The organism is Streptomyces sp. SAI-127, assembly GCF_029894425.1.
Classification (GTDB): domain Bacteria; phylum Actinomycetota; class Actinomycetes; order Streptomycetales; family Streptomycetaceae; genus Streptomyces.
The window spans coordinates 8035756-8056758 of record NZ_JARXYJ010000001.1 but is presented as its reverse complement, the minus strand read 5'-3'; the positions used below and the strand labels follow the sequence as shown (position 1 = coordinate 8056758).

Genomic DNA, 21003 nt, shown 5'->3' with positions numbered 1-21003 from the left:
CTCATCATGTCAGCGCCCCACTCGCGCCATCGTCGCGCGCTCGCGATCCCGCTCGGTATGGCCATGGCGACGGCCATGGCGTTCCTGCCGGGCGCCACGGCGTCCGCGGCCGGCCTGCCCGGCACCGCGGCCGGTGTCACCGGTGCCGTCAGCGACGTCCTCGCCGCCGCCGACGCGGACGGGACGGCGCTCAGCTACGTCGTCAACGTCCGCCCGGGGCACGGTCCTTCCGCCCAGGTGAAGAAGGCCATCGCCGCGGCGGGCGGCACGATCGTGACGTCGTACGACCAGATCGGCGTGATCGTCGTCCACTCGTCGAACGCCGACTTCGCCAAGACGATCCGCAAGGTCCGCGGGGTCGAGTCGGCGGGCAACACGCGCAACGCGCCGCTGCCCGCGCAGTCGACGACCGACGAGGGGACGCCGAAGGCGCTCGACTCGGCGCAGCTGGCCGCCGCGCAGGCCGCCGCCGACGCCGGCCAGGACCCGCTGGAGTCGTTGCAGTGGGACCTGCCCGCCATCAAGGCGGACAAGGCGCACGAGAAGTCGCTCGGCAGCAGCAAGGTGACCGTCGCCGTGATCGACACCGGCGTGGACGACACCCACCCGGACCTGGCGCCGAACTTCGACCGTGCCGCGTCGGTCAACTGCGTGACGGGAAAGCCGGACACCGCCGACGGGGCGTGGCGGCCGAGCGCCGCGGAGAGCCCGCACGGCACGCACGTGGCGGGGGAGATCGCGGCCGCCAAGAACGGCGTCGGTATGACGGGGGTCGCGCCCGGCGTGAAGGTGGCGGGCATCAAGGTGTCCACGACCGCCGGCTACTTCTACACGGAGGCCGTGGTCTGCGGCTTCGTGTGGGCGGCCACCCATGGGGTCGACGTCACCAACAACAGCTATTACACCGACCCTTGGTACTTCAACTGCACCGACGACCCGGACCAGAAGGCCCTCGTGGACGCCATCACCCGGGCCACGCGGTACGCGGAGAAGAAGGGCGTCGTCAATGTCGCGGCGGCCGGCAACGAGAACTACGACCTCGCGGCCGACGAGATCACCGACCCGGTCTCGCCGAACGACGGCACGCCCTCGGACCGGGTGATCGACCCGTCGAAGTGCTTCGACATACCGACCCAGCTGCCGGGTGTGGTGACGGTCGCGTCGACCGGCGCCAAGGGCATCAAGTCGTCGTTCTCCAACCACGGCCTGGGTGTCATCGACGTCGCCGCGCCCGGCGGTGACTCGACGGCCTACCAGACGCCCCAGCCGCCCGCGACCAGCGGGCTCATCCTGGGCACGCTGCCCGGCGGCAAGTGGGGCTACATGGCCGGTACGTCGATGGCCTCGCCGCACGCCGCGGCCGTGGCCGCCCTGATCAAGTCGACGCACCCGTACGCTCCGCCGGCCCTGGTGAAGGCGCTGCTGTACGCAGAGGCCGACGCCACGCCGTGCACGGATCCCTACGACATCAACGGCGACGGCAAGGTCGACGCGGTGTGCGAGGGGTCCACGAACCGCAACGGCTTCTACGGCTGGGGCACGGTGGACGCACTGGACGCGGTGACGAAGTAGATCCATATATTGATTCCGTCAATACTGCATAGTGCAGTCATGACAGGAATCAAGTTTGTGGTGCGGGAGGGCGCTCTTCAGGGGCGCCTTCCCGCACAGCAGTTGGCGCGGACCTGTGTGGGTGAGTGCGCGCTGGCCGCCGCCGAACTGGGGGCGCGGCGGGCCGGGCTCGCCGAGGTGCCGACGGTGCGGGTGGACGACGGGGCGGTCGCCACCGCCTTCCTGAGCGAGCGTCACCTGTTGATCAATGGGCGCGCTCCGGTCAACTTCGCACCAATGTCCCGGTTCTGGCGGACGGCGGACGGGTGGGTCCGCACGCACGCGAACTATCCGCACCACCGCGCGCGACTGCTCCAGGCACTGGGGGTGCCGGAGGACCCGGCGGCTGTGGAGGCGGCGCTGGCCGAGCGGTCCGCCCTGGACGTCGAGGACGCCGTGCACGCGGCCGGAGGTCTCGCCGTCGCCCTGCGCTCTCCCGAGGAGTGGGCCGCGCACCCGCAGGCGGCCGAGGTGGCGAAACGGCCGCTGGTCGAGCGGGGGCGGCTGGACACGGCACGCGTGCGTGCGTTCGCGCCGATCGGCACCACTCCCCTGCTGCCGGCCGCGGGCCTGCGCGTCCTGGACCTGACGCGGGTTCTCGCGGGACCGGTCGCCACCCGGACCCTCGCCCTGTTCGGCGCGGACGTGCTGCGCCTGGACTCGCCCCGGCTGCCCGAACTGGCCGACCAGCACGCCGACACGGGTTTCGGGAAGCGGTCGGCGACGCTCGACCTGGCCGCCGACCGGCAGACGTTCGAGGAACTGCTCGCGGCGGCGGACGTGGTCGTCACCGGATACCGGCCGGGCGCGCTGGACCGGTTCGGGCTGTCACCCGAAGCGCTGGCGGAGCGGCGGCCCGGGGTGGTCGTGGCGCAGTTGTCGGCGTGGGGCGGGTACGGGCCATGGCGTGAACGGCGGGGCTTCGACAGCCTCGTGCAGGCGGCCACCGGGATCGCGGTGCTGGAGGGTTCGCCGGACCGGCCGGGCGCGCTGCCCGCGCAGGCCCTCGACCACGGGACGGGTTATCTGCTGGCGGCGGCCGTGCTGCGGGCGCTGACCGAGCAGTCGTACGAGGGCGGGAGCCGGTTCGTGCGGCTGGCGCTGGCACGGACGGCCAAGTGGATGACCGACGGCATGGACGGCACCGCGGCGCGCGACGCCGTGAGCGAGCCGTACGACGGACCTGAGCCCTGGTTGGCGGAGACGGACAGCGCGCTCGGGCGGCTGCGATACGCCCTGTCGCCGGTGTCCTTCGACGGCGGTCCGCAGGACTGGGCGCGGCCACCGGTGCCGTGGGGAACGGATGCCGCGCGCCTGCGCTGAGCGGGCCGGAACCGACCGTGGCACCGGAAACGTATGTATGGGTGGAATGCCTCACCACCACTTGTTTCACTGCAGTTGCCCGGTTCTGTCCGTTGTGGTCAAGATCGTGGGGTGACCTTGATAAGACCCACCTCGGAGGCGACCGACGCGAGCGGCCCCACCGGGCGTCCCGGCACCGGCCGGGCGGTCGCCGTCCTCGTCCTGGCGGTACTGGCCGTAGCGATACCGCTGTTCGGGCCGTCCGCCGCGCTGCACGGCACCGGGGAGGCCGCAGCGCCCGGGGCCGGCGGGGTGGCCCTGTTGCGGGCGGTGCTGTTCGCGGCGCTGTGTGTGCCGCTGGGCGAGCTGTTCGTGGGCCTGCTGGCCCGCTCCGTGCCCGCTGCTCCGCCGGACGCGCCGCGCTCCTGGGCACCTGGTGCGGCCGCCGCGGGTTTCCTCGCCGCGCTGGGTCTGGCGTCGGTCGTGGCGACCGGCAATCTGGTGCCGCACAGCCTTTCCGAGATCAATGTCGGCGGTCTGTACGAGTCGCGGGACGGCAAGTTGGCGCTCCTGGAGGTCAACGCGTTCCTGGTGGCCGGCCTGTGCGCCCGTTCGACCCGCCCGGCCGCCCAGGTGTGGCCGCTGGCGGCCGTGGTGGTGGCGGAGGCCCTGCGCGCGCATCCCCCGACCCAGCACAGTCCGTTGACCGGCTCCGGGCTGACGCTGGTTCATCTGACGTGCGCGGCGCTGTGGGCGGGCGGACTGCTGCAGGTGCTGCGGACGCTGCGCCGCTGGGGCCCCGCGGAGCCGGGCGCGGCGCTGCTCGGGCTCTACGCGCGTGTGGCGGCCGTTCTGCTCGCCGCCATCACCGCGACGGGTGTGTGGAGTTCGCTGCGCCGGATGCCGCCCGGCACGATTCTGGAGCAGCTGACGGACACGGCTTACGGGCGCACGCTGCTCGCCAAGGTGCTCCTCGTGGCGGTCGTCGCCGCTCTCGCCCTGTGGGCCCGGATCCGGCTGCACCGCGCCCCCGCGTCGCTGACCGCCTGTGCCCCCGCACGTGCGGAGGTCGTCGCCCTGGGACTCGTGGTCGTGGTGTCGGGGCTGCTGACGGCCCTGCCGCTGCCGATCCGCTGGTGAAAGCTGCTCGGGGGGCGCTAGTTGGTGACGAGGACCTTGAGCGCGGTGCGCTCGTCCATCGCCTTGTAGCCGGCGGGGACGCCCTCCAGGTCGACGGTCATGTCGAAGACGGGTGACGCGTCGACGGTGCCGTCCAGGACGTCGGGGAGCAGCTCGGGGATGTAGGCACGGACCGGCGCGACCCCGCCGCGCAGGGCGATGTTCCGGTCGAACAAGACGCCGAGGTCGACGCCGGTGCCGCTGCCGTGCGGCACACCGACGAAGCCGATGGCACCGCCGTCGCGGGTGATGCCGACAGCCGTACGCATGGACTGTTCGGTGCCGACGGCCTCGACGACGGCGTGCGCGCCCTGGCCGCGGGTGAGTGCGCGGACGGCCTCGACGGCCGCGTCCCCGCGCTCCGCGACGACGTCCGTGGCACCGAAGCGGCGCGCGATGTCGGTGCGGACCTGGTGACGGCCCAGGGCGATGATCCGTTCGGCGCCGAGCCGCTTGGCGGCGAGCACCGCGCACAGGCCGACGGCTCCGTCGCCGACGACGGCGACCGTGGCGCCCGGGCGGGCCCCGGCGCCGAAGGCCGCGTGGTGACCGGTGCCCAGGACGTCGGAGAGGGTCAGCAGGGAGGACAGCAGGTGGTCGTCGGAAGCCGCCTCCTTGGGCAGCCGTACGAGGGTGCCGTCGGCGAAGGGGACGCGCACGGCCTCGCCCTGGCCGCCGTCGTAGCCGACGGAACCCCAGAATCCGCCGTGCTCGCAGGAGGTGGTCAGGCCTTCGCGGCAGTAGTCGCAGACGCCGTCGGACCACATGAAGGGCGCGACGACGAGGTCACCGCGGCTGAGGGTGCCGACCTCGGAGCCGATCTCCTCCACCAGGCCGAGGAACTCGTGGCCGATCCTTTGGCCCGGCTGCCGGGCCGCCTCGCCGCGGTAGGCCCACAGGTCGCTGCCGCAGATGCAGGCGCGCAGCACCCGGAGCACGGCGTCGGTGGGCAGTTGCACCACGGGCTCGGGCACGTCCTCCACGCGCATGTCGTACGGGGCGTGGATGGTGGTGGCGCGCATGGCGAGGATCCTTCTCGTGCGAGGTCGTGAGGGCGCTCAGGGGGTGGTCGAGCGCATCTCACCGTACGTCGCCAGGGGTCCCGGGCGCGCTTCGAGGGCTCGTAGCGTGCCACTGGCCAGTAGGAACTGCGCGGCAAGATAAGTGAGCATGATCCAGAACTCGGGCCGTGGCAGCTGGGGCCAGTCGGCGACGCCGGTCGCGATGAGGGTGTCCGAGAGGAGGAAGAGCGCGCCGCCGAAGCCGGTGAGCGCGCCGAACCGCACGGCCGACGCGCACGCCATGGTCGTGAGCAGAACGCTGTAGCCGGCGACGGGCAATCGCAGTCCTGCGGGCAGGTCCGGCCACAGGGCCACGACGGTGACGACGAGCGCGGTGGCGTAGGCGGGCGCGAGGCGGCCGACACGCGCGCGTGGGCTGCCGTACGCCTGGAAGAGCGCGAGGTAGCAGACGTGGCCCGCCGCGAAGGAGGCCATGCCGGCGAGGAAGGCGGGGTCGGCGTCGGACAGCAGCAGGACGTCGCCGCCCCAGCCGCACAGGAGGGCGGCGACCAGGAGCCGGGGCGCCGCGGACGCGACGGAGTAGGCGGCCAGGAGGGGCATCAGGAGGGGCTTGGCGACGGTGTGCCCGGGAGCGAAGCCGGTGGCCAGGGAGGTGAGGTCGACGGTGGCGGCGAGGGCGAAGACCGCGAGGAGTGCACGGCGGGTGCGGTGGGTGCCGTGGGTCCCGTGGGCGCTCGGGATTCTCACGCGGGCACGGTCTCCTCGGCCGTCTCCGGTATCGGTGCCGGTGCCCAGCCCGGCCCCCTGAAGACCCGTCCCGCCCGCTCGCGCCAACTCCGTGCTTTCTTGACGTCCTTGATGATCGCCACGTACTCATGTGTGGCCACCTTGATCGGGTTGAACGTGTTGATGTTCTTGGTCAACCCGTAGACGGGCCGTTCGGTCTCGGCGACGAACGAGCCGAAGAGCCGGTCCCAGACGATGAGGATCCCGCCGAAATTGCGGTCCAGGTAGCCGCCCTGGGAGGCGTGGTGGACGCGGTGGTGGGACGGGGTGTTGAAGACGAACTCGAACCAGCGGGGCATCTTGTCGATGCGTTCGGTGTGGATCCAGAACTGGTAGACGAGGTTCGCCGAGGAGCAGAAGGCGAGCGCGGCCGGGTGGACGCCGGCGGCGACGAGGGGGACGTAGAACGGCCAGACGGTCAGCGTGGTCCAGGGCTGGCGCAGCGCGGTGGTGAGGTTGAACTTCCGGCTGGAGTGGTGGACGACGTGGCAGGCCCACAGGATGCGGATGACGTGGTGGCCGCGGTGGGACCAGTAGTAGAAGAAGTCCTGCCCGAGCAGCATCAGGGGGACCGTCCACCACAGGACGGGGACGCGGAGCGGGGTGAGTTCGTACAGGGCCGTGTAGAGGGCCACGATCGGGATCTTCCACAGGAAGTCGAAGCCGAGGCTGCCGAGTCCCATGCCGATGCTGGTGGCGGCGTCCTTGGTCTCGTAGCCGGCCGCGTCCTCGTCGGGATGGACGCGGACGCTGATCATCTCGATGACGGTGAGCAGCACGAAGGCGGGTATGGACCAGACCACGACGTCGGGGAGGTTCGGCATGCGTGCACCGTAGAACCGCCGGTCGGGCGCGGCTAGACGTTGTTACCCACAAGTATTACCGGTGGTACGCGCTTGCTTATTGGCGATCTCCACCAAGCGCCTCCGCGTCAACTGACCCCCGCCGCCCCCAACGACATCCCCACCCCGTACGTGACCGCCATCGCCAACACCCCGCCCCCCACGTTCCGCACCACCGCCCGCCCAGGAGCCGCCGCCCCCAACCGTGCGCTGCTCCAGCCGGTCAGTACCAGCGCCGCCACCACGGACACCACGGTCACCGGCACCCGCCATCCCGACGGTGGCAGCACGATGGCGAGCAGGGGCAGCAACGCCCCCGCCGTGAACGCCAGGAAGCTCGCCCAGGCCGCATGCCAGGGGTTCGTCAGTTCGTCCGGATCGATGCCGAGCTCCACGCGCGCGTGAGCCCGCAGTGCGTCCCGTTCCGTCAGTTGTTCCGCCGCCTCACGGGCCACGTCGCGCGACAGACCCCGTTCCTCCAGAAGGTCCGTCAACTCCTCCAGCTCCGCCTCCGGCTGCTCCCTCAACTCCCTTTTCTCCACGGCCAGCGCGGCCATCTCGGAGTCGCGCTGGGTCGACACGGACACGTACTCCCCGGCCGCCATGGACATCGAGCCCGCCAGCAGGCCCGCCAGACCCGCCGTCAGCAACGCCGCGCGGTCGCTCGTCGCACCGGCCACGCCGACGACCAGTCCCGCCGTGGAGACGATGCCGTCGTTGGCGCCGAGGACGGCCGCGCGCAGCCAGTTGAGGCGGGCGCCGAGCGTGCCGCCGTGGGCCTCGTCGTGCGTCGGTTCGGTCATCTCCGGAGGATGGCACCCCGGTCGTCTCGAGCCGGGCACCGACGCCACCGTGAGGGACTGTCAGTCGCGGCCCGTATCCTCATGAACCATGCTCGAAGACCAGACGACCGCAGCGTCCTCCCCCACGACGTGGCCGTCCGTGTATCCGCAGGGATACGCGGTCGTCGACGTGGAGACCACCGGCCTGGCCCGGGACGACCGGATAATCTCCGCCGCCGTCTACCGGCTGGACGCGCGCGGCGAGGTCGAGGACCACTGGTACACGCTGGTCAATCCGGAGCGCGATCCCGGCCCGGTGTGGATCCACGGGCTGACGAGCGAGGCACTCGAAGGCGCGCCTCTCTTCCCGGACGTCGCCGACGAGTTCTCGGCCCGTCTCGACGGTCGCGTGCTCGTCGCGCACAACGCCGTCTTCGACTGGCAGATGATCGCCCGTGAGTACGCGCGCGCCGGACGGGTGCCGCCGGTGAGTCAGCGGCTGTGCACCATCGTCCTGTCCAAGGAGCTGGGGCTGCCGCTGCCCAACCACAAGCTGGAGTCGCTGGCGGCGCACTTCGGCGTCGTACAGCAGCGGGCGCACCATGCCCTCGACGACGCGCGCGTGCTCGCGGAGGCGTTCCGGCCGAGTCTGCGGGCGGCGGCCGCACGAAGTGTGCGGCTGCCCCTGCACGAGTGCCGGCCGCTGACGGAGTGGACGGACCGGGCGGTGCCCAGGCAGTCGGCAGGCTACGGCAGTTACGGGCCGACGAGTTGGCGGCCCGCGCGCAAGCGCCCCGCGTGTCCCTACCCCAACCCGGGGCGCTACGAGGACGGCAAGCCGCTCAGGCAGGGCATGCGGATCGCGTTCTCCGGGGACACCTCGATCGAGCGCGACCTCCTGGAGGACCGGGCGGTCGAGGCCGGACTGCATGTCGCCACCAGCATCTCCCGGCTGACCAGTCTGCTCGTCACGAACGACCCGGACTCGGGCACGTCCAAGGTGGTCAAGGCCCGGCAGTTCGGCACACCGGTCGTCGACGAGGCGGCCTTCGGGCAGCTTCTCAGGGATGTGGAGCCGGCGTCGGAGGGATGACCGTACGGAAGGGCCGGACCGTACGGACGGGTGATTTGCCGTACGACTCGCCCCGCGCCGACTCGCCCGCGCGGCGAGGACGGCCCACCCTGTGGCGCATGGCGACTTGCGAAGTTTGCGGCAATAACTACGGCATGACCTTCGAGGTGCACGCACAGGGGGCGGTGCATGTCTTCGACTGCTTCTCCTGTGCGATCCACCGGATGGCACCGATCTGCGAGCACTGTCGTGTGCAGATCATCGGGCAGGGTGTGGAGGTCGAGGGCCACTGGTTCTGCGGTGCGCACTGCGCCCGCGCGGAGGGAAGGGTGGGCATCGTCGACCGGGTCTGACCACACCCCTGTGCGAACACCCCGCGGTCCGAGTTGTACGGTCGTGGGGTGTACCGCTTCCTGTTGTCCCGGCAGTGGGTGATCCTCATGCTGGTCGCCCTGCTTCTCATCCCCACGATGATCAGGCTGGGCATCTGGCAGATGCACCGCTACGAGGAGCGCACCGCCCGCAACCAGCTGGTCTCCGACGCGATGTCCGCGAAGCCGGTGCCGGTGGAGCGGATGACCTCGCCGGGACACACCGTCACCACCCACGACCGGTATCGCAGCGTGACCGCGAAGGGTCACTTCGACACCGACGACGAGGTCGTGGTCCGGCGCCGCACCAACTCCGACGACGAGGTCGGGTACCACGTCCTGACCCCCTTCGTCCTGGACGACGGCAAGGTGCTGCTGGTCAACCGGGGGTGGATCCCCTCGGACGGGCCGAGCCAGACCGCGTTCCCGAAGATCCCCGCTCCCCCGAAGGGTGAGATCACCGTCACGGGGCGGCTGATGCCCGACGAGACGACCGCGGCGAGCGGAATCAAGAACCTCAAGGGGCTGCCCGACCGGCAGGTCATGCTGATCAACAGCGAGCAGGAGGCCGAGCGGCTGGGCGCCACGGTGCTCGGCGGCTACATCGCCCAGACGGCACCCGAGCCGAAGGGCGACATCCCGGAACTGATCGGCGGCGACCCCGGCAAGGAGGACGCCGCGCTGAACTACGCCTACGCCATCCAGTGGTGGCTGTTCTCCGTCGGCGTTCCGATCGGCTGGGTGGTCCTGGTGCGGCGGGAACTCCGCGACCGGCGGGAGAAGGCGGAGCAGGAGAGCACGACCAAGGCGGAGCCGGCCGCGGTGTGACCCACCGGCCCGCCCCCACGCCGGCGGCAGTGTGGCCAACCGGCCCTGCCCCGCGCCGCCCGCAGTGATCGTCGGTCGGCCCGGCCCCAGGTCAGCCACGGCGTGATGCACCCGATCGCGGTCGCACCCCAGGACCTGCGCGGACGCGTTGATCGGCCGGCCCTGCTCCAGCCACGTGTACCAGGTCACACCGACGCCGGAAAGCTGGGCGACCTCCTCGCGGCGCAGTCCGGGGGTGCGGCGCCTGAGCCCAGGCGCCATGCCCACGCCCGCCGGAGTCACCCGGGCCCGCCTGCCGTCAGCCGCAGGTGACGCACCGGCCGGACCCGACGGCGCTGACCGCACGTGATCCACCAGGCCATCCCCGCGTCAGCCACGGCGTGATGCACCCACCCGGGCGCGCGCCACAGCGCCGACAGCGGCGTGACGCACCGGCTCGCCCCGCACGCAGCGCCGGCCACCACGTGACACCCCCGCGCACCCCCGCAACGCCGGCCACGATGCCACCGGCCCCGTACCCCGGACCGCCGATCACGGCGTGACCAGTCGGCCCGACGTCAGCACACGGGCCACGTGCCCCCACCGCAGTGCCCCCCTCACCGTTCCGGACGGGCGGGGTCCCGGTCCCGCCAATAGAGAAACGTGCGCTCCGGCTCGGGCAGGAGCTCCCACGGATGTGGGGTCATATGGCGGCCGATCCGGCGGAACACGGGTGCCGTGTCGGACGGGCGGTGTGCGCGGACGAGGGCGAAGGCCAGGATGTTGAGGTCGGCGACGGCCTCGGCGTGCGGTGCGGTGGCGGTGTGGAACCAGTCGGTCAGGGCCGACTCGATCTCGGCGCGGGACAGGGGTTCGTTCCAGTGGCTGTCGGCCCCGAGGGACGTCTGCCGCTGCCGGTGGGCGACGAGTTCGACGCGGGCCGCCACGGGGAGCAGGGCGAGGGGTGATCCGTGCGGGGCGCGGGCGGCACCTTGCCGGGCGAAGTCCATCATGTCGGCGACCGAGCCGTGTCCGCGAGGGGACAGATAGCTCAGCAACCGGTGGTAGGCGCCCCGGTGCCACGGGGCACGGGTGACGGCCTCGGTCCAGACGGGCACGGCGTCCCGGGTCGGCACGGCGAGGGAGTGCATCAGGCCGAGGAGGGCCAGCCAGGGTGTCGGGTCCTCGGGGCAGACCTCGGCCGCACGCAGACACGTCCGCTCGGCGTCCCGGACGGCGGTCCACCCGTCGGCCGGGGCTCGCCGTACACACCGGACACAGGCCCACAACGCCAGCGCGTTCCCGTCACCGGGCCGTTCGGTGAGCCACCGCTCGGACACCGAGACCGGCAACAGGTCCGCCAGTACGGACATCCGGTGCCACCGGCGATCCCAGTCCCTGCCCGTGTCCCGCAGCAGGTCGGCGACCGGCTGCCAGAGCGGCCGGCTGGAACCCGCGCCGAGGCCGTGCAGCTGAGGGGTGGGCCGGAGTTCGGTCAGTGTCGCGTGCAGCGCGGCGTCGTCGAGGGCGGGGTGGACCAGCAGGGCGGTGCGGCGTCTGAACATCTCGGTCCCGAAAGGTGAGTGGGGCGTACGGGGCGGGCGGTGCGCCCGCCCCGTGGTCCACGACAGCTACGTCAGCAGCACCGCCCCTGCGGGTGAGCCTCCCGGTGCCGGGCGCGCAGCACCTCGTACTCCCGTCGGGTCGGTACCGGCGCGAGCGGATGGTGGCGCAGATGCCGCTCGCGGTAGCGGTCGTACTCCGCCTCCCCGGTCAGCTCCCGCAGGTACCACCGGAGCGCCCGCGCCCACCGCCGCGCTGTCGCGGTCACCGTCACGAGCGCACTCCCACGAGCTCCTCACGGCCCTGCGCGGGCACATCGATCCGCGACTCGACGTACGGCGCCTCGGTGGTCGGCGACGCCCCCGGGGCCCGGACGGCCCGTGTGCACACCACCGCCGCGTTGACGAGCACGACCGCGACCAGCAGCAGGAACAAGGCGATGAGCACTCCGTCGACCGTGGAGTTGGTGACCACCGTGTGCATGTCGTCGAGGGTCTTGGCGGGCGCGAGCACCTGGCCCGCGTCGATGCCGTCCGCGTACTTGGCCCGCTGGGCGAAGAACCCGACCCGCGGGTCGTCGGAGAAGATCTTCTGCCAGCCCGCGGTGAACGTGATCGCGACCACCCAGGCCAGCGGGATCCCGGTGACCCACGCCCAGCGCAGCTTCCCGGACTTGACGAGGACGGTGGTGCACACGGCCAGCGCGATCGCGGCCAGCAACTGGTTCGCGATGCCGAACAGCGGGAAGAGCTGGTTGATCCCGCCCAGGGGGTCGGTGGCGCCGGTGTAGAGGAAGTAGCCCCAGGCCGCCACCACCAGAGCACTGCACAGCCAGATGCCCGGCTTCCAGTTGACCCGGCCGACCGGCTTCCACACGTTGCCGAGCATGTCCTGGAGCATGAAGCGGCCGACGCGCGTACCCGCGTCCACCGTCGTCAGGATGAACAGCGCCTCGAACATGATCGCGAAGTGGTACCAGAAGGCCTTCATGGCGGTACCGCCGAACACCCCGGAGAAGATCTCCGACATGCCGACCGCGAGGGTCGGGGCGCCTCCGGACCGGGCGATCAGCGACTGTTCCTCGACCGCCTTGGCGGCCTGGGTCAGCTGGTCGGGCGTGATGGTGAAGCCGAGGCCCGCCACCGCGTGCGCGGCCGACTCGGCTGTCGTGCCCAGCAGTCCCGCCGGGCCGTTCATCGCGTAGTACAGGCCGGGCTCAAGGGTCGCCGCCGCGATCAGCGCCATGATCGCGACGAACGACTCCATCAGCATGGCGCCGTAACCGATGAGACGGACCTGCGACTCCTTCTCGATCAGCTTCGGCGTCGTACCGGAGGAGACCAGCGCGTGGAAGCCGGACAACGCGCCACAGGCGATGGTGATGAACAGGAACGGGAACAGCGAGCCCGCGAACACCGGCCCCGCGCCCGATGTGGCGAAGTCGCTCACCGCGTCCGCGCGCAGCACCGGGGCGGCGACCACGACACCCACGGCCAGCAGCGCGATCGTGCCGATCTTCATGAAGGTGGAGAGGTAGTCGCGGGGGGCCAGGAGCATCCAGACCGGGAGGACCGACGCCACGAAGCCGTAGCCGACCAGGCAGAAGACCAGGGTCGTCGGGCTCAGGGTGAAGGTGGAGGCCAGCGAGGAGTTCTGGACCCAGCTGCCGCCGGCGATCGCGAGCAGCAGCAGCGCGACGCCGATGAAGCTGGTCTCCACGACCCGGCCGGGGCGGATGCGGTGCATCCAGAAGCCCATGAACAGGGCGATCGGGACGGTCATCGCGACGGAGAAGGTGCCCCACGGGGAGTGCGCGAGGGCGTTGACCACGACCAGGGCCAGCACGCCCAGCAGGATGATCATGATGGCGAAGACCGCGACCAGCGCGGCCGCGCCGCCCGCCCGGCCGATCTCGTCCCGGGCCATCTGCCCGAGCGACTTGCCGTCCCGCCGCATGGACAGGAACAGCACGACCATGTCCTGTACGGCCCCCGCGAAGATCACTCCGGCGACGATCCACAGCGTGCCCGGCAGATATCCCATCTGGGCCGCCAGCACCGGGCCGACCAGCGGTCCGGCGCCCGCGATGGCCGCGAAGTGGTGGCCGAGGAGCACCCGCTTGTCGGTGGGGTGGAAGTCGACGCCGTCCTCCAGGCGTTCGGCCGGAGTGGCGCGGCGGTCGTCCGGCTTCAGGACGCGGCGGGCGATGAACCGGGAGTAGAAGCGGTAGGCGATCGCGTACGAGCCGAGCGCGGCGACGACCAGCCAGACCGCGGAGATCTTCTCGCCCCGGGCCAGCGCGAGCACGCCCCAGGCGACCGCGCCGAGCAGCGCGACGACGGCCCACAGCAGGATCGACCGAGGTGACATACATGATTTTTCAGGCGCCTTGAGGGCAGGCTGAAGGACGGTCTCGGGCATGGCGGCTCCTCACCGGAAACGGTGGAACGGGAAAGGCAGACAGAGACTCAGCGGCGATGTCGGTCCGTCAGCGCATACGCGGCCAGCAGGCACAGACCGCACCCCGGCACCCAGGCGAGCTGGTACCAGTAGAAGAACGGCGTGCCCGCCAGGCGCGGCTCCGCACCGGCGTACATCGGGACCCACAGCAGTCCCGCGGTGGGTGCGAGAAGCAGTACGGCGATCGCGACGCGCCGTAGCCGGTGCTGACCGGTCCGTGCCATGACCTGCGCTCCTCTCCCCATCGCTGTGGGTCTGTGCAAGAGTTGCCCACCTGTCGCAGACGGTTGACAGCGAATGTCCAGAAGATTTCCCGCCGGTTCCCTGTCCTCCGAACCGGCCGCCCGCGCAACTCTTGCGCGAGGGTCCAGCCATACCTGCGGGCACACCAAGGACGGTGACCATGGCCGACAGCGCCATGACCGCGACGTTCCTCGCCGTGATCGGCGGAGCGTCGCTGCTCGCCGTGACCGCGCGCCGCCTGCACCCCAGCGACCGGCTGCCGTCCCTGGAGGGCTGGGCGCTGGCCGACCGCAGTCTCGGGCCGGTGTGGACCTGGCTGCTGCTCGGCGGCACGATCTTCACCGCGTACACCTTCACCGCCGTACCGGGACTGGCGTACGGCAACGGCGCGGCCGCCTTCTTCGCGGTGCCGTACACGGTGATCGTGTGCCCGATCGCCTTCGTGCTGCTCAGCCGGCTGGGCGAGGTGGCCCGCCGGCACGGATACATCACCGCCGCCGACTTCGTGCGCGGCCGCTACGGTTCGGCGCCGCTGGCCCTGGTGGTCGCGCTGACCGGGATCCTCGCGACGATGCCGTATCTGGCGCTGCAACTGCTCGGGATACGGGCGGTGCTGACCGCGGGGGGCGTGTATCCGCGGGGCGCGACCGGTGACCTGGTGATGGTGGCGCTGTTCGCGGGCCTCGCGGTGGCCACCTACCGGCACGGGCTGCGGGCACCCACCGTGATATCCGCCCTCAAGGCGGTCGCCGTCTTCGTCTCGCTCACCGCCGTCACCTGGCTGGTCCTGGAACGGCTCGGCGGACCGGGCGCGGTGTTCGACGGGGCCGCAGACCGTCTGGGCGGACCGGCCCTGCTCCTCTCCCCCGAACAGCAGCCCGCCTACGCCACCCTCGCCCTCGGCTCCGCCCTCGCCCTGCTGATGTACCCGCACGTCCTGACCGCGGGTTTCGCCGCCGACAGCCCCCGCACCCTGCGCAAGGTCGTCGTGGCCCTGCCCGCCTGGACCGGGCTGCTCGCGCTCTTCGGGTTCCTGGGCATCGCGGCACTCGCGGCCGGGGTGCGGGCGCCGGAGGGCGGCGCCGAGACGGCCGTACCGATGCTGGTGGACCGGTTGATGCCGGGGCCGCTGGCCGGGCTGGTGTTCGGCGCGATCACCGTGGGGGCGCTGGTCCCGGCAGCGGTCATGTCGATCGCGGCGGCCACCAGTTTCGTGCGCAACGTCTACGTCGAGTACGTGCACCCGACGGCCACGCCCAAACGGCAGGTGCGGATCGCCAAGGCGGTGTCGCTGACGGCGAAGGTGGGCGCGGTGGCGTTCGTGTTCGGGCTGCGCGACCAGGACGCCGTCAACCTCCAGCTCCTCGGCGGGGTCTGGATCCTGCAGATCTTCCCGGCCGTCGCCGTGGGCCTGTTCACCGGGCGGCTGCATCCGCGGGCGCTGCTCGCCGGGTGGGGCGCGGGCATGCTGGCCGGCACCTTCCTCGTCGTCCGCGAGGGCTTCTCGTCGCTCGGCGGCGGGCCCTTCCAGATCTACGCCGGTCTCGTCGCCCTCCTGATCAACCTGACCGTCGCCCTGGCCGGAACCGCGGCCCTCGAACGGCTCGGTGTCCCGCGCGGCGCCGACCTGACCGACCTACCGTCGCGCCTGACCGTCAGGCGGCGCCCCGAGACGGGAGCGAACAACCCGTGAGACAGCACCTGAGACACGGCACCCCCGGGCCCGTCCCGCTCGCCCCCGCGGCGGCCGACCCGGCCGAGCTGGAGCGCGAGGCCGGTGTGGCCCGCCTTTTCGAGCTGCACTACGCCTCGATGCTCCGCCTCGCCGTCCTGCTCGGCGCCGACGACCCGGAGAACGTGGTCGCCGAGGCCTACTACCAGATCTACCGGAAGTGGCGGCGGCTGAGGGACACCGAGGCCGCGGAGGCCTATCTGCGCTCCACGGTCTGCAATCTGACGCGGATGCGGATACGCCACCTCCAGGTCGCCCGCCGACACGTCGAGGCCCCGGCCACGGAACTCGTCGCCTCCGCCGAGAGCACCGCGCTCCTCCACGACGACCAGCGCGTCCTCATCGACGCGCTCCAGCAACTGCCCGCCCGGCAGCGCGAGGCGCTGGTGCTCAGGCACTGGCTCGGGCTGAAGGAGAGCGAGATCGCCTCGGCGATGGGCATCTCCTGCGGCTCCGTCAAAACCCACACGGCACGCGGCCTGGCCGCCCTGACCCAGGCGATGGAGGCCCGGCGATGATGAACGACGCGAGTCCGGACCGCACCGAGCGGGAACTCCAGGAGGCCCTGGCCGCGCTGGCGGGCGGCGTGCACGCGGCACCCGACGCCTACCGCACGGCTCGCGGCGAGTGGCTGCGCCGCGAGCGCCGCCGCCGGCTCGTCCTCGCCGTCCTCATCGCGGTCGTGTTCGCGCTGGCGACGCTGATCGGTCTGTGGGTGCTGAACCAGACTCCGGCCCACCCGGGTGTGATCTTCTCCGGCACGACGGCGTCACTCCCCCGGCCCCACCCCTGATTGCCGCCTCGACCAGTCGGGAACCCGCTCTCCGTGCACCCCCGTATCGAGGACTACGCCCTTATCGGCGACGAACAGACCGCCGCCCTGGTCGGCACGGACGGCTCGGTGGACTGGCTGTGCCTGCCCCGGTTCGACTCGGGGGCCTGCTTCGCGAGGCTGCTCGGCGACGAGGAGAACGGGCACTGGCGGATCGCTCCGGAGAACGCCGACCGGTGCACGAGGCGCGCCTACCGCCCCGGCACCCTCGTCCTGGACACCGAGTGGGAGACCGACGAGGGCGCGGTGCGCGTCACCGACCTGATGCCGCAGCGCCACCTGGCCCCCGACGTCGTACGCGTCGTGGAGGGGCTCCGCGGCCGGGTCACCGTGCGCAGCACGCTCCGGCTGCGCTTCGAGTACGGCTCGATCGTGCCCTGGATGCGCAGATCCAACGGGCATCGGGTGGCCGTCGCGGGACCCGACGCGGCCTGGCTGCGCAGCAAGCCCCCGGTACGCACCTGGGGCGAGCACTTCGGGACGCACTCGGAGTTCACCGTCGAGAAGGGCGAGAAGGTCGCCTTCGTGCTCACCTGGCACCCCTCGCACGAGCCGCGTCCCCCGCTGACCGACCCCTTCGAGGCGCTGGAGAGCAGCGTGGCCGACTGGCGGGCGTGGGCGGCGCGCTGCCGCTACGACGGTCCGCACCGGGACGCCGTGGTGCGTTCCCTGATCACGCTGAAGGCGCTCACCTACCGGCCGACCGGCGGCATCGTGGCCGCGGCCACGACCTCGCTGCCGGAGGAGATGGGCGGGGTGCGCAACTGGGACTACCGCTACTGCTGGCTGCGCGACTCCACCCTCACGCTGGGCGCCCTGGTGCAGTGCGGTTACCTGGAGGAGGCGGAGGCCTGGCGGGACTGGCTGCTGCGCGCGGTGGCAGGCGACCCGGCGGACCTCCAGATCATGTACGGCGTCGCGGGAGAACGGCGGCTGCCGGAGTTCGAGCTGCCGTGGCTGTCCGGGTTCGGCGGCTCCCGGCCGGTACGCATCGGCAACGAGGCCGTGAAACAGCTCCAGCTGGACGTGTACGGCGAGGTCATGGACTCGCTGTCGCTGGCCCGGCGTGCGGGCCTGCCCGCCAAACCGCACATGTGGTCCCTGCAGAGCGTCCTGCTGGACTTTCTCCGGTCCTCCTGGCGGCAGCCGGACGAGGGACTGTGGGAGGTGCGGGGCGGGCGCCGCGACTTCGTCCACTCGAAGGTCATGGTGTGGGTCGCCGCCGACCGCGCCGTGCGCGCCCTGGAGGCCTTCCCGGATCTGAGCGGCGACCTGGACGGCTGGCGCGCGCTGCGCGACGAGGTGCACCGCGAGGTCTGCGAGAAGGGCTACGACGCCGAACGCAACACCTTCACCCAGTACTACGGCTCGCGCGCACTCGACGCGTCCCTGCTGCTGATCCCGCGCGTCGGCTTTCTGCCGCCCGACGACCCCCGTGTCGTCGGCACGGTCGACGCGGTCCGCACGGAGCTGGACCACGGCGGATTCGTACGGCGGTACAGCGCCGAGGAGACGACGGTGGACGGGCTGCCGGGCGGCGAGGGCATCTTCCTGGTGTGCTCGTTCTGGCTCGCCGACGCGCTCCACATGACGGGCCGTACGCAGGAGGCACGGGAGCTCTTCGAACGGCTGCTGGGACTGGCCAACGACGTGGGGCTGCTGTCGGAGGAGTACGACCCCGTGGCCGGCGCCCAGCTCGGCAACTTCCCGCAGGCGTTCAGCCACATCGGACTGGTGAACACCGCCCTCACTCTCCACGGGAACGAGGAGGCAGGATAGGGACCATGGATCTTGGACTGAAGGACCGTGTGTACGTCGTCACCGGAGCGACCAGGGGGCTCGGCAACGCGGCCGCGCGCGAGCTGGTCGCCGACGGGGCTAAGGTCGTCGTGACCGGGCGGGACGAGGCGCGTGTGCTCGCCGCGGCGGCGGAGTTGGGGCCGAACGCCTTCGGGGTGGCCGTCGACAATGCCGATCCGTCGGCGGCCGAGCGGCTGATCGCCGCCGCGCGGGAGAACTTCGGCGGCTTCGACGGGGTGCTGATCAGCGTGGGCGGGCCTGCGCCGGGCTTTGTCGCCGACAACACGGACGAGCAGTGGCAGTCCGCGTTCGAGTCGGTGTTTCTGGGAGCGGTTCGGCTGGCACGGGCGGCTGCGGCCGAGCTGGAAGCCGGGGGTGTCATCGGGTTCGTGCTCTCCGGGTCCGTGCATGAACCGATTCCGGGACTGACGATCTCGAACGGGCTGCGGCCCGGTCTCGCCGGGTTCGCGAAGTCGCTCTCGGACGAGCTGGGGCCGCGGGGGATTCGGGTCGTCGGGCTCCTGCCGTCCCGTATCGACACGGATCGCGTGCGCGAGCTGGATGCGTTGTCGGCGGATCCGGAGGCCACCCGGGCCGCGAACGAGTCCCGGATTCCCTTGCGGCGGTATGGGACGCCGGAGGAGTTCGGGCGGGCCGCTGCGTTCTTGCTGTCGCCGGCTGCTTCGTATCTGACCGGGGTCATGCTGCCTGTCGACGGGGGCATGAGGCACGGCTTCTGAAGGCTCTCAACTGACCCTCTCCGCTTTGTGCTTGACGCCGGTCATGCGGACCTCGGCCGGAAGGGTCTCCAGCCCCGCCGAATTGCGGGCGTGGGTCAGGGCCCCTGTCGTCAGGACGTGAAGGGCCGTTCCCGGGTCCACGTGGGGTTCCAGCAGGAGCCGTACGCGGGTCCGGGGCGCGTCCGGACGGCCGGTCAGATGGGCGTGGGCCCGGTGGACGCCGTCCAACTCGGCCGCCTCGCCTTCGAGTACGCCCTCCAGGGCCCGGCCCCGCAGGAGCGCGCCCTCGCCGTCGCCGGTGTTGACGCGTACCTCCGTGAGCCGGCGCCTGCGCAGGACCGCGGTCAGCCACCACAGGGTCAGAAGCACCACGAGTGCCAGTGCGGCGATGACCGTCGGCCACCACCAGCCCTCGCCGTCCCAGCGGGTGCGCTCCGCGTCGCTCAGCAGGACGTCCTTCTTGCCGTCGTGGATCCACCAGGAGGGTGGGTCGAGGCCGAGGCCCACGGCGAGTACCGAGCCGCCGACGACGAGCAGCACCAGCCCGACCAGGCCGATCAGTACGCGGTTGACGGTCCTGAGCATCGGCCTCAGCCCTTCTTCCTGGTCGTCCGCGCCACGTGCACCGAGAGGGCGGGTGGCCGGGCCAGGCCCAGCGCCCTGATCGCCTCGGTGAGGGTCACGTCCAAGTCGGCGCGTACGTCGTCCAGTTCGCGGAAGTGGGAGACCGCGCGGACGTCGGCCTTCTTCCGGCGCATCCGTACGCGTGCGGACTGGACGCCGGCCACCTCCATGGCCCGGTCCCGCAGGACCATGGCGGCCGCGTCCCGGTGGAGGCCGGCCCGGACGTCCGGATGGGTGCGGCTCATCGGGAGGACGCCGCGCAGACCCGGTGTGGTGGCCAGGACGATCAGCCACAGGCCCAGGGCCGCGGCGACGCCCGCGCCGATCAGGACCCAGATGTCGTCGAGGGGGCGTTCGGCGAGCTGCCGGGCGAGTTCGCGGCGCCAGCGCATGGGGGGCCGGTCGGCGCGGACGGCTGCGATGTCGTACAGGAAGAACCCCGCGACGAGCAGGAGCAGCAGTGCCACGATGCCCGCCGGGATCCTGCGCGCCGACCAGAAACGGCGTTCGCCGCCGCCCGCCCCGTCCTCCGGGACGGGTGGTGGTCCGTACGCGGCCGCCGACGCGGACTGGTCGCGCTGGTCCGGTGCCTTCTCGAGGACCGGCAGTCGTTGTGTGGTGCCCTCGGAGCCCTGGGGCTCGCTCATCGCGTCCTCCCCTGTGCCACGCCGTGCGTCTGTGCCGGATACAGCCGCTCCACCTGGACGGCCACCTCCGACACCTCCATGCCCACCAACGCGACTACCCGCTCGACCACGTGCTGACGCACCTTCCGGCAACGCGCGCCGATGTCGCAGGGGTAGTCGAGTTCGAGGTGCATGCGGATCCGGGCGACCTCGCGGTGGACGGCGACGGTGGCGTGCGGGGGCTGGGCCTCGGCGGGGAGCCGTCCGAGCGCCTCGCGGGCCGCCTGTCCCGCGACCTTCGCGACCACCCGGTCGGCGATCCTCGTCGCCCCTCGGTCACCGGGCGGAACGGCGGTCGGGGTCAGGGGTCTGCGGAGCTCGTCCGCCGCGCCTGCCTCACTGCTCACGGACGTCATCGCCGCCGGTCACGCCGGTCGTCACGGCTGCGGAAGAGGTCGCCGATCTCCAGGTCCCCCTCCAGGAACCGGCCGACGACGAAGCCGATGGCGCCCAGCGCCGCCACCAGCAGGAAGGCGCCGAATCCGCCGAAATACCCTGCGAAGCCCAGCGCCATGCCGGCGATCATGCCGACCACGGCCATGCTCATCG

General features: G+C 71.8%; 23 protein-coding genes and 1 pseudogene. 11 read left to right on the top strand and 13 right to left on the bottom strand.

The features are described from left to right. Positions 1-6 precede the first annotated feature (6 nt). From M2157_RS37010 to M2157_RS37000, 3 genes are all read left to right on the top strand, one after another. Positions 7-1572: a S8 family serine peptidase gene (locus tag M2157_RS37010; protein WP_280867390.1), complete on the top strand. Its 1566-nt coding sequence runs from the start codon at positions 7-9 to the stop codon at positions 1570-1572. 39 nt (positions 1573-1611) lie between these two features. After that, positions 1612-2934, top strand: coding sequence for a CoA transferase (locus tag M2157_RS37005; RefSeq protein WP_280867389.1), 1323 nt, complete (start codon positions 1612-1614; stop codon positions 2932-2934). A gap of 111 nt (positions 2935-3045) precedes the next feature. After that, a complete protein-coding gene (locus M2157_RS37000) occupies positions 3046-4053 on the top strand; it encodes a CopD family protein (RefSeq protein WP_280856723.1) in 1008 nt (335 codons plus the stop codon). A 17-nt stretch (positions 4054-4070) separates the two neighbouring features. On the opposite strand, the gene M2157_RS36995 is transcribed toward M2157_RS37000, so the two are convergent. The 4 genes from M2157_RS36995 to M2157_RS36980 form a co-directional block, all read right to left on the bottom strand. Next, the gene (locus M2157_RS36995) at positions 4071-5114 is read right to left on the bottom strand and encodes a zinc-dependent alcohol dehydrogenase family protein (RefSeq protein ID WP_280867388.1); all 1044 of its coding nucleotides are present in this window, start codon (positions 5112-5114) and stop codon (positions 4071-4073) included. A 36-nt stretch (positions 5115-5150) separates the two neighbouring features. Then, the gene (locus M2157_RS36990) at positions 5151-5855 is read right to left on the bottom strand and encodes a lysoplasmalogenase (protein WP_280868330.1); all 705 of its coding nucleotides are present in this window, start codon (positions 5853-5855) and stop codon (positions 5151-5153) included. Positions 5856-5857: 2 nt separating this feature from the next. Beyond that, positions 5858-6724, bottom strand: a complete 867-nt coding sequence (locus M2157_RS36985) for a sterol desaturase family protein (RefSeq protein WP_280856725.1) — start codon at positions 6722-6724, stop codon at positions 5858-5860. Positions 6725-6831: 107 nt separating this feature from the next. Next, complete coding sequence (locus tag M2157_RS36980; RefSeq protein WP_280867387.1) at positions 6832-7545, bottom strand: VIT family protein; 714 nt, start codon at positions 7543-7545, stop codon at positions 6832-6834. A gap of 88 nt (positions 7546-7633) precedes the next feature. Between M2157_RS36980 and M2157_RS36975 the strand changes: the two genes are divergently transcribed. From M2157_RS36975 to M2157_RS36965, 3 genes are all read left to right on the top strand, one after another. Next, positions 7634-8617, top strand: coding sequence for a DEDDh family exonuclease (locus M2157_RS36975; RefSeq protein ID WP_280856727.1), 984 nt, complete (start codon positions 7634-7636; stop codon positions 8615-8617). A gap of 98 nt (positions 8618-8715) precedes the next feature. Further along, on the top strand, positions 8716-8949 hold the full coding sequence (locus M2157_RS36970) for a hypothetical protein (protein ID WP_266524968.1): 234 nt from the start codon (positions 8716-8718) through the stop codon (positions 8947-8949). A gap of 48 nt (positions 8950-8997) precedes the next feature. Continuing rightward, positions 8998-9795, top strand: a complete 798-nt coding sequence (locus M2157_RS36965) for an SURF1 family protein (protein WP_280867386.1) — start codon at positions 8998-9000, stop codon at positions 9793-9795. A 129-nt stretch (positions 9796-9924) separates the two neighbouring features. Here the strand turns inward: M2157_RS36965 and M2157_RS36960 are convergent. The 5 genes and pseudogenes from M2157_RS36960 to M2157_RS36940 all read right to left on the bottom strand — a co-directional run. Then, a pseudogene (locus M2157_RS36960) lies at positions 9925-10056 on the bottom strand (helix-turn-helix transcriptional regulator); the annotation flags it as partial. Positions 10057-10391: 335 nt separating this feature from the next. Continuing rightward, the gene (locus M2157_RS36955; RefSeq protein WP_280856729.1) at positions 10392-11339 is read right to left on the bottom strand and encodes a hypothetical protein; all 948 of its coding nucleotides are present in this window, start codon (positions 11337-11339) and stop codon (positions 10392-10394) included. A 71-nt stretch (positions 11340-11410) separates the two neighbouring features. Continuing rightward, complete coding sequence (locus M2157_RS36950) at positions 11411-11605, bottom strand: YbdD/YjiX family protein (RefSeq protein ID WP_280856730.1); 195 nt, start codon at positions 11603-11605, stop codon at positions 11411-11413. 2 nt (positions 11606-11607) lie between these two features. Continuing rightward, entirely contained in the window at positions 11608-13707 is a 2100-nt protein-coding gene (locus tag M2157_RS36945; protein ID WP_280867385.1) for a carbon starvation CstA family protein, read from the bottom strand. A gap of 98 nt (positions 13708-13805) precedes the next feature. Next, positions 13806-14021, bottom strand: coding sequence for a DUF3311 domain-containing protein (locus M2157_RS36940; RefSeq protein WP_280856731.1), 216 nt, complete (start codon positions 14019-14021; stop codon positions 13806-13808). Between the two features lie 179 nt (positions 14022-14200). Here M2157_RS36940 and M2157_RS36935 point away from each other — a divergent pair, with 179 nt between their 5' ends. From M2157_RS36935 to M2157_RS36915, 5 genes are read left to right on the top strand one after another with little or no spacing between them, the layout of a single operon-like run. After that, positions 14201-15733: a sodium:solute symporter family protein gene (locus tag M2157_RS36935; RefSeq protein ID WP_280867384.1), complete on the top strand. Its 1533-nt coding sequence runs from the start codon at positions 14201-14203 to the stop codon at positions 15731-15733. Then, on the top strand, positions 15730-16290 hold the full coding sequence (locus M2157_RS36930) for a sigma-70 family RNA polymerase sigma factor (protein WP_280867383.1): 561 nt from the start codon (positions 15730-15732) through the stop codon (positions 16288-16290). Before M2157_RS36935 ends, M2157_RS36930 begins: the two co-directional genes overlap by 4 nt. Then, on the top strand, positions 16290-16565 hold the full coding sequence (locus M2157_RS36925; RefSeq protein ID WP_057618567.1) for a hypothetical protein: 276 nt from the start codon (positions 16290-16292) through the stop codon (positions 16563-16565). Before M2157_RS36930 ends, M2157_RS36925 begins: the two co-directional genes overlap by 1 nt. Positions 16566-16598: 33 nt before the next feature. Continuing rightward, entirely contained in the window at positions 16599-18383 is a 1785-nt protein-coding gene (locus M2157_RS36920; RefSeq protein ID WP_280867382.1) for a glycoside hydrolase family 15 protein, read from the top strand. A gap of 5 nt (positions 18384-18388) precedes the next feature. Next, positions 18389-19144, top strand: coding sequence for an SDR family oxidoreductase (locus M2157_RS36915; protein WP_280856735.1), 756 nt, complete (start codon positions 18389-18391; stop codon positions 19142-19144). Positions 19145-19150: 6 nt separating this feature from the next. Here M2157_RS36915 and amaP read toward each other — a convergent pair whose 3' ends face one another. The 4 genes from amaP to M2157_RS36895 are packed head-to-tail and all read right to left on the bottom strand — an operon-like array spanning position 19151 to position 21001. Then, positions 19151-19729: an alkaline shock response membrane anchor protein AmaP gene (amaP, locus tag M2157_RS36910; RefSeq protein WP_280856736.1), complete on the bottom strand. Its 579-nt coding sequence runs from the start codon at positions 19727-19729 to the stop codon at positions 19151-19153. Positions 19730-19734: 5 nt separating this feature from the next. Continuing rightward, a complete protein-coding gene (locus M2157_RS36905; protein ID WP_280856737.1) occupies positions 19735-20415 on the bottom strand; it encodes a DUF6286 domain-containing protein in 681 nt (226 codons plus the stop codon). Then, positions 20412-20810, bottom strand: coding sequence for a hypothetical protein (locus M2157_RS36900; RefSeq protein WP_280856738.1), 399 nt, complete (start codon positions 20808-20810; stop codon positions 20412-20414). The genes M2157_RS36905 and M2157_RS36900 overlap by 4 nt, the downstream gene beginning before the upstream one ends. Then, positions 20807-21001 carry a hypothetical protein gene (locus M2157_RS36895; RefSeq protein WP_266525009.1) on the bottom strand — a complete coding sequence of 65 codons (195 nt, stop codon included), beginning with the start codon at positions 20999-21001 and terminating at the stop codon, positions 20807-20809. Before M2157_RS36895 ends, M2157_RS36900 begins: the two co-directional genes overlap by 4 nt. Positions 21002-21003: the final 2 nt, after the last annotated feature.

Bases quoted from the DNA above. Each gene is read 5' to 3' on its own strand.
- M2157_RS37010 (WP_280867390.1), top strand. From the start codon at position 7: ATGTCAGCGCCCCACTCGCGCCATCGTCGCGCGCTCGCGATCCCGCTC.
- M2157_RS37005 (WP_280867389.1), top strand. From the start codon at position 1,612: ATGACAGGAATCAAGTTTGTGGTGCGGGAGGGCGCTCTTCAGGGGCGC.
- M2157_RS36995 (WP_280867388.1), bottom strand. From the start codon at position 5,114: ATGCGCGCCACCACCATCCACGCCCCGTACGACATGCGCGTGGAGGAC.
- M2157_RS36985 (WP_280856725.1), bottom strand. From the start codon at position 6,724: ATGCCGAACCTCCCCGACGTCGTGGTCTGGTCCATACCCGCCTTCGTG.
- M2157_RS36980 (WP_280867387.1), bottom strand. From the start codon at position 7,545: ATGACCGAACCGACGCACGACGAGGCCCACGGCGGCACGCTCGGCGCC.
- M2157_RS36975 (WP_280856727.1), top strand. From the start codon at position 7,634: ATGCTCGAAGACCAGACGACCGCAGCGTCCTCCCCCACGACGTGGCCG.
- M2157_RS36970 (WP_266524968.1), top strand. From the start codon at position 8,716: ATGGCGACTTGCGAAGTTTGCGGCAATAACTACGGCATGACCTTCGAG.
- M2157_RS36955 (WP_280856729.1), bottom strand. From the start codon at position 11,339: ATGTTCAGACGCCGCACCGCCCTGCTGGTCCACCCCGCCCTCGACGAC.
- M2157_RS36945 (WP_280867385.1), bottom strand. From the start codon at position 13,707: ATGTCACCTCGGTCGATCCTGCTGTGGGCCGTCGTCGCGCTGCTCGGC.
- M2157_RS36940 (WP_280856731.1), bottom strand. From the start codon at position 14,021: ATGGCACGGACCGGTCAGCACCGGCTACGGCGCGTCGCGATCGCCGTA.
- M2157_RS36935 (WP_280867384.1), top strand. From the start codon at position 14,201: ATGGCCGACAGCGCCATGACCGCGACGTTCCTCGCCGTGATCGGCGGA.
- M2157_RS36925 (WP_057618567.1), top strand. From the start codon at position 16,290: ATGAACGACGCGAGTCCGGACCGCACCGAGCGGGAACTCCAGGAGGCC.
- M2157_RS36915 (WP_280856735.1), top strand. From the start codon at position 18,389: ATGGATCTTGGACTGAAGGACCGTGTGTACGTCGTCACCGGAGCGACC.
- amaP (WP_280856736.1), bottom strand. From the start codon at position 19,729: ATGCTCAGGACCGTCAACCGCGTACTGATCGGCCTGGTCGGGCTGGTG.
- M2157_RS36905 (WP_280856737.1), bottom strand. From the start codon at position 20,415: ATGAGCGAGCCCCAGGGCTCCGAGGGCACCACACAACGACTGCCGGTC.
- M2157_RS36900 (WP_280856738.1), bottom strand. From the start codon at position 20,810: ATGACGTCCGTGAGCAGTGAGGCAGGCGCGGCGGACGAGCTCCGCAGA.
- M2157_RS36895 (WP_266525009.1), bottom strand. From the start codon at position 21,001: ATGAGCATGGCCGTGGTCGGCATGATCGCCGGCATGGCGCTGGGCTTC.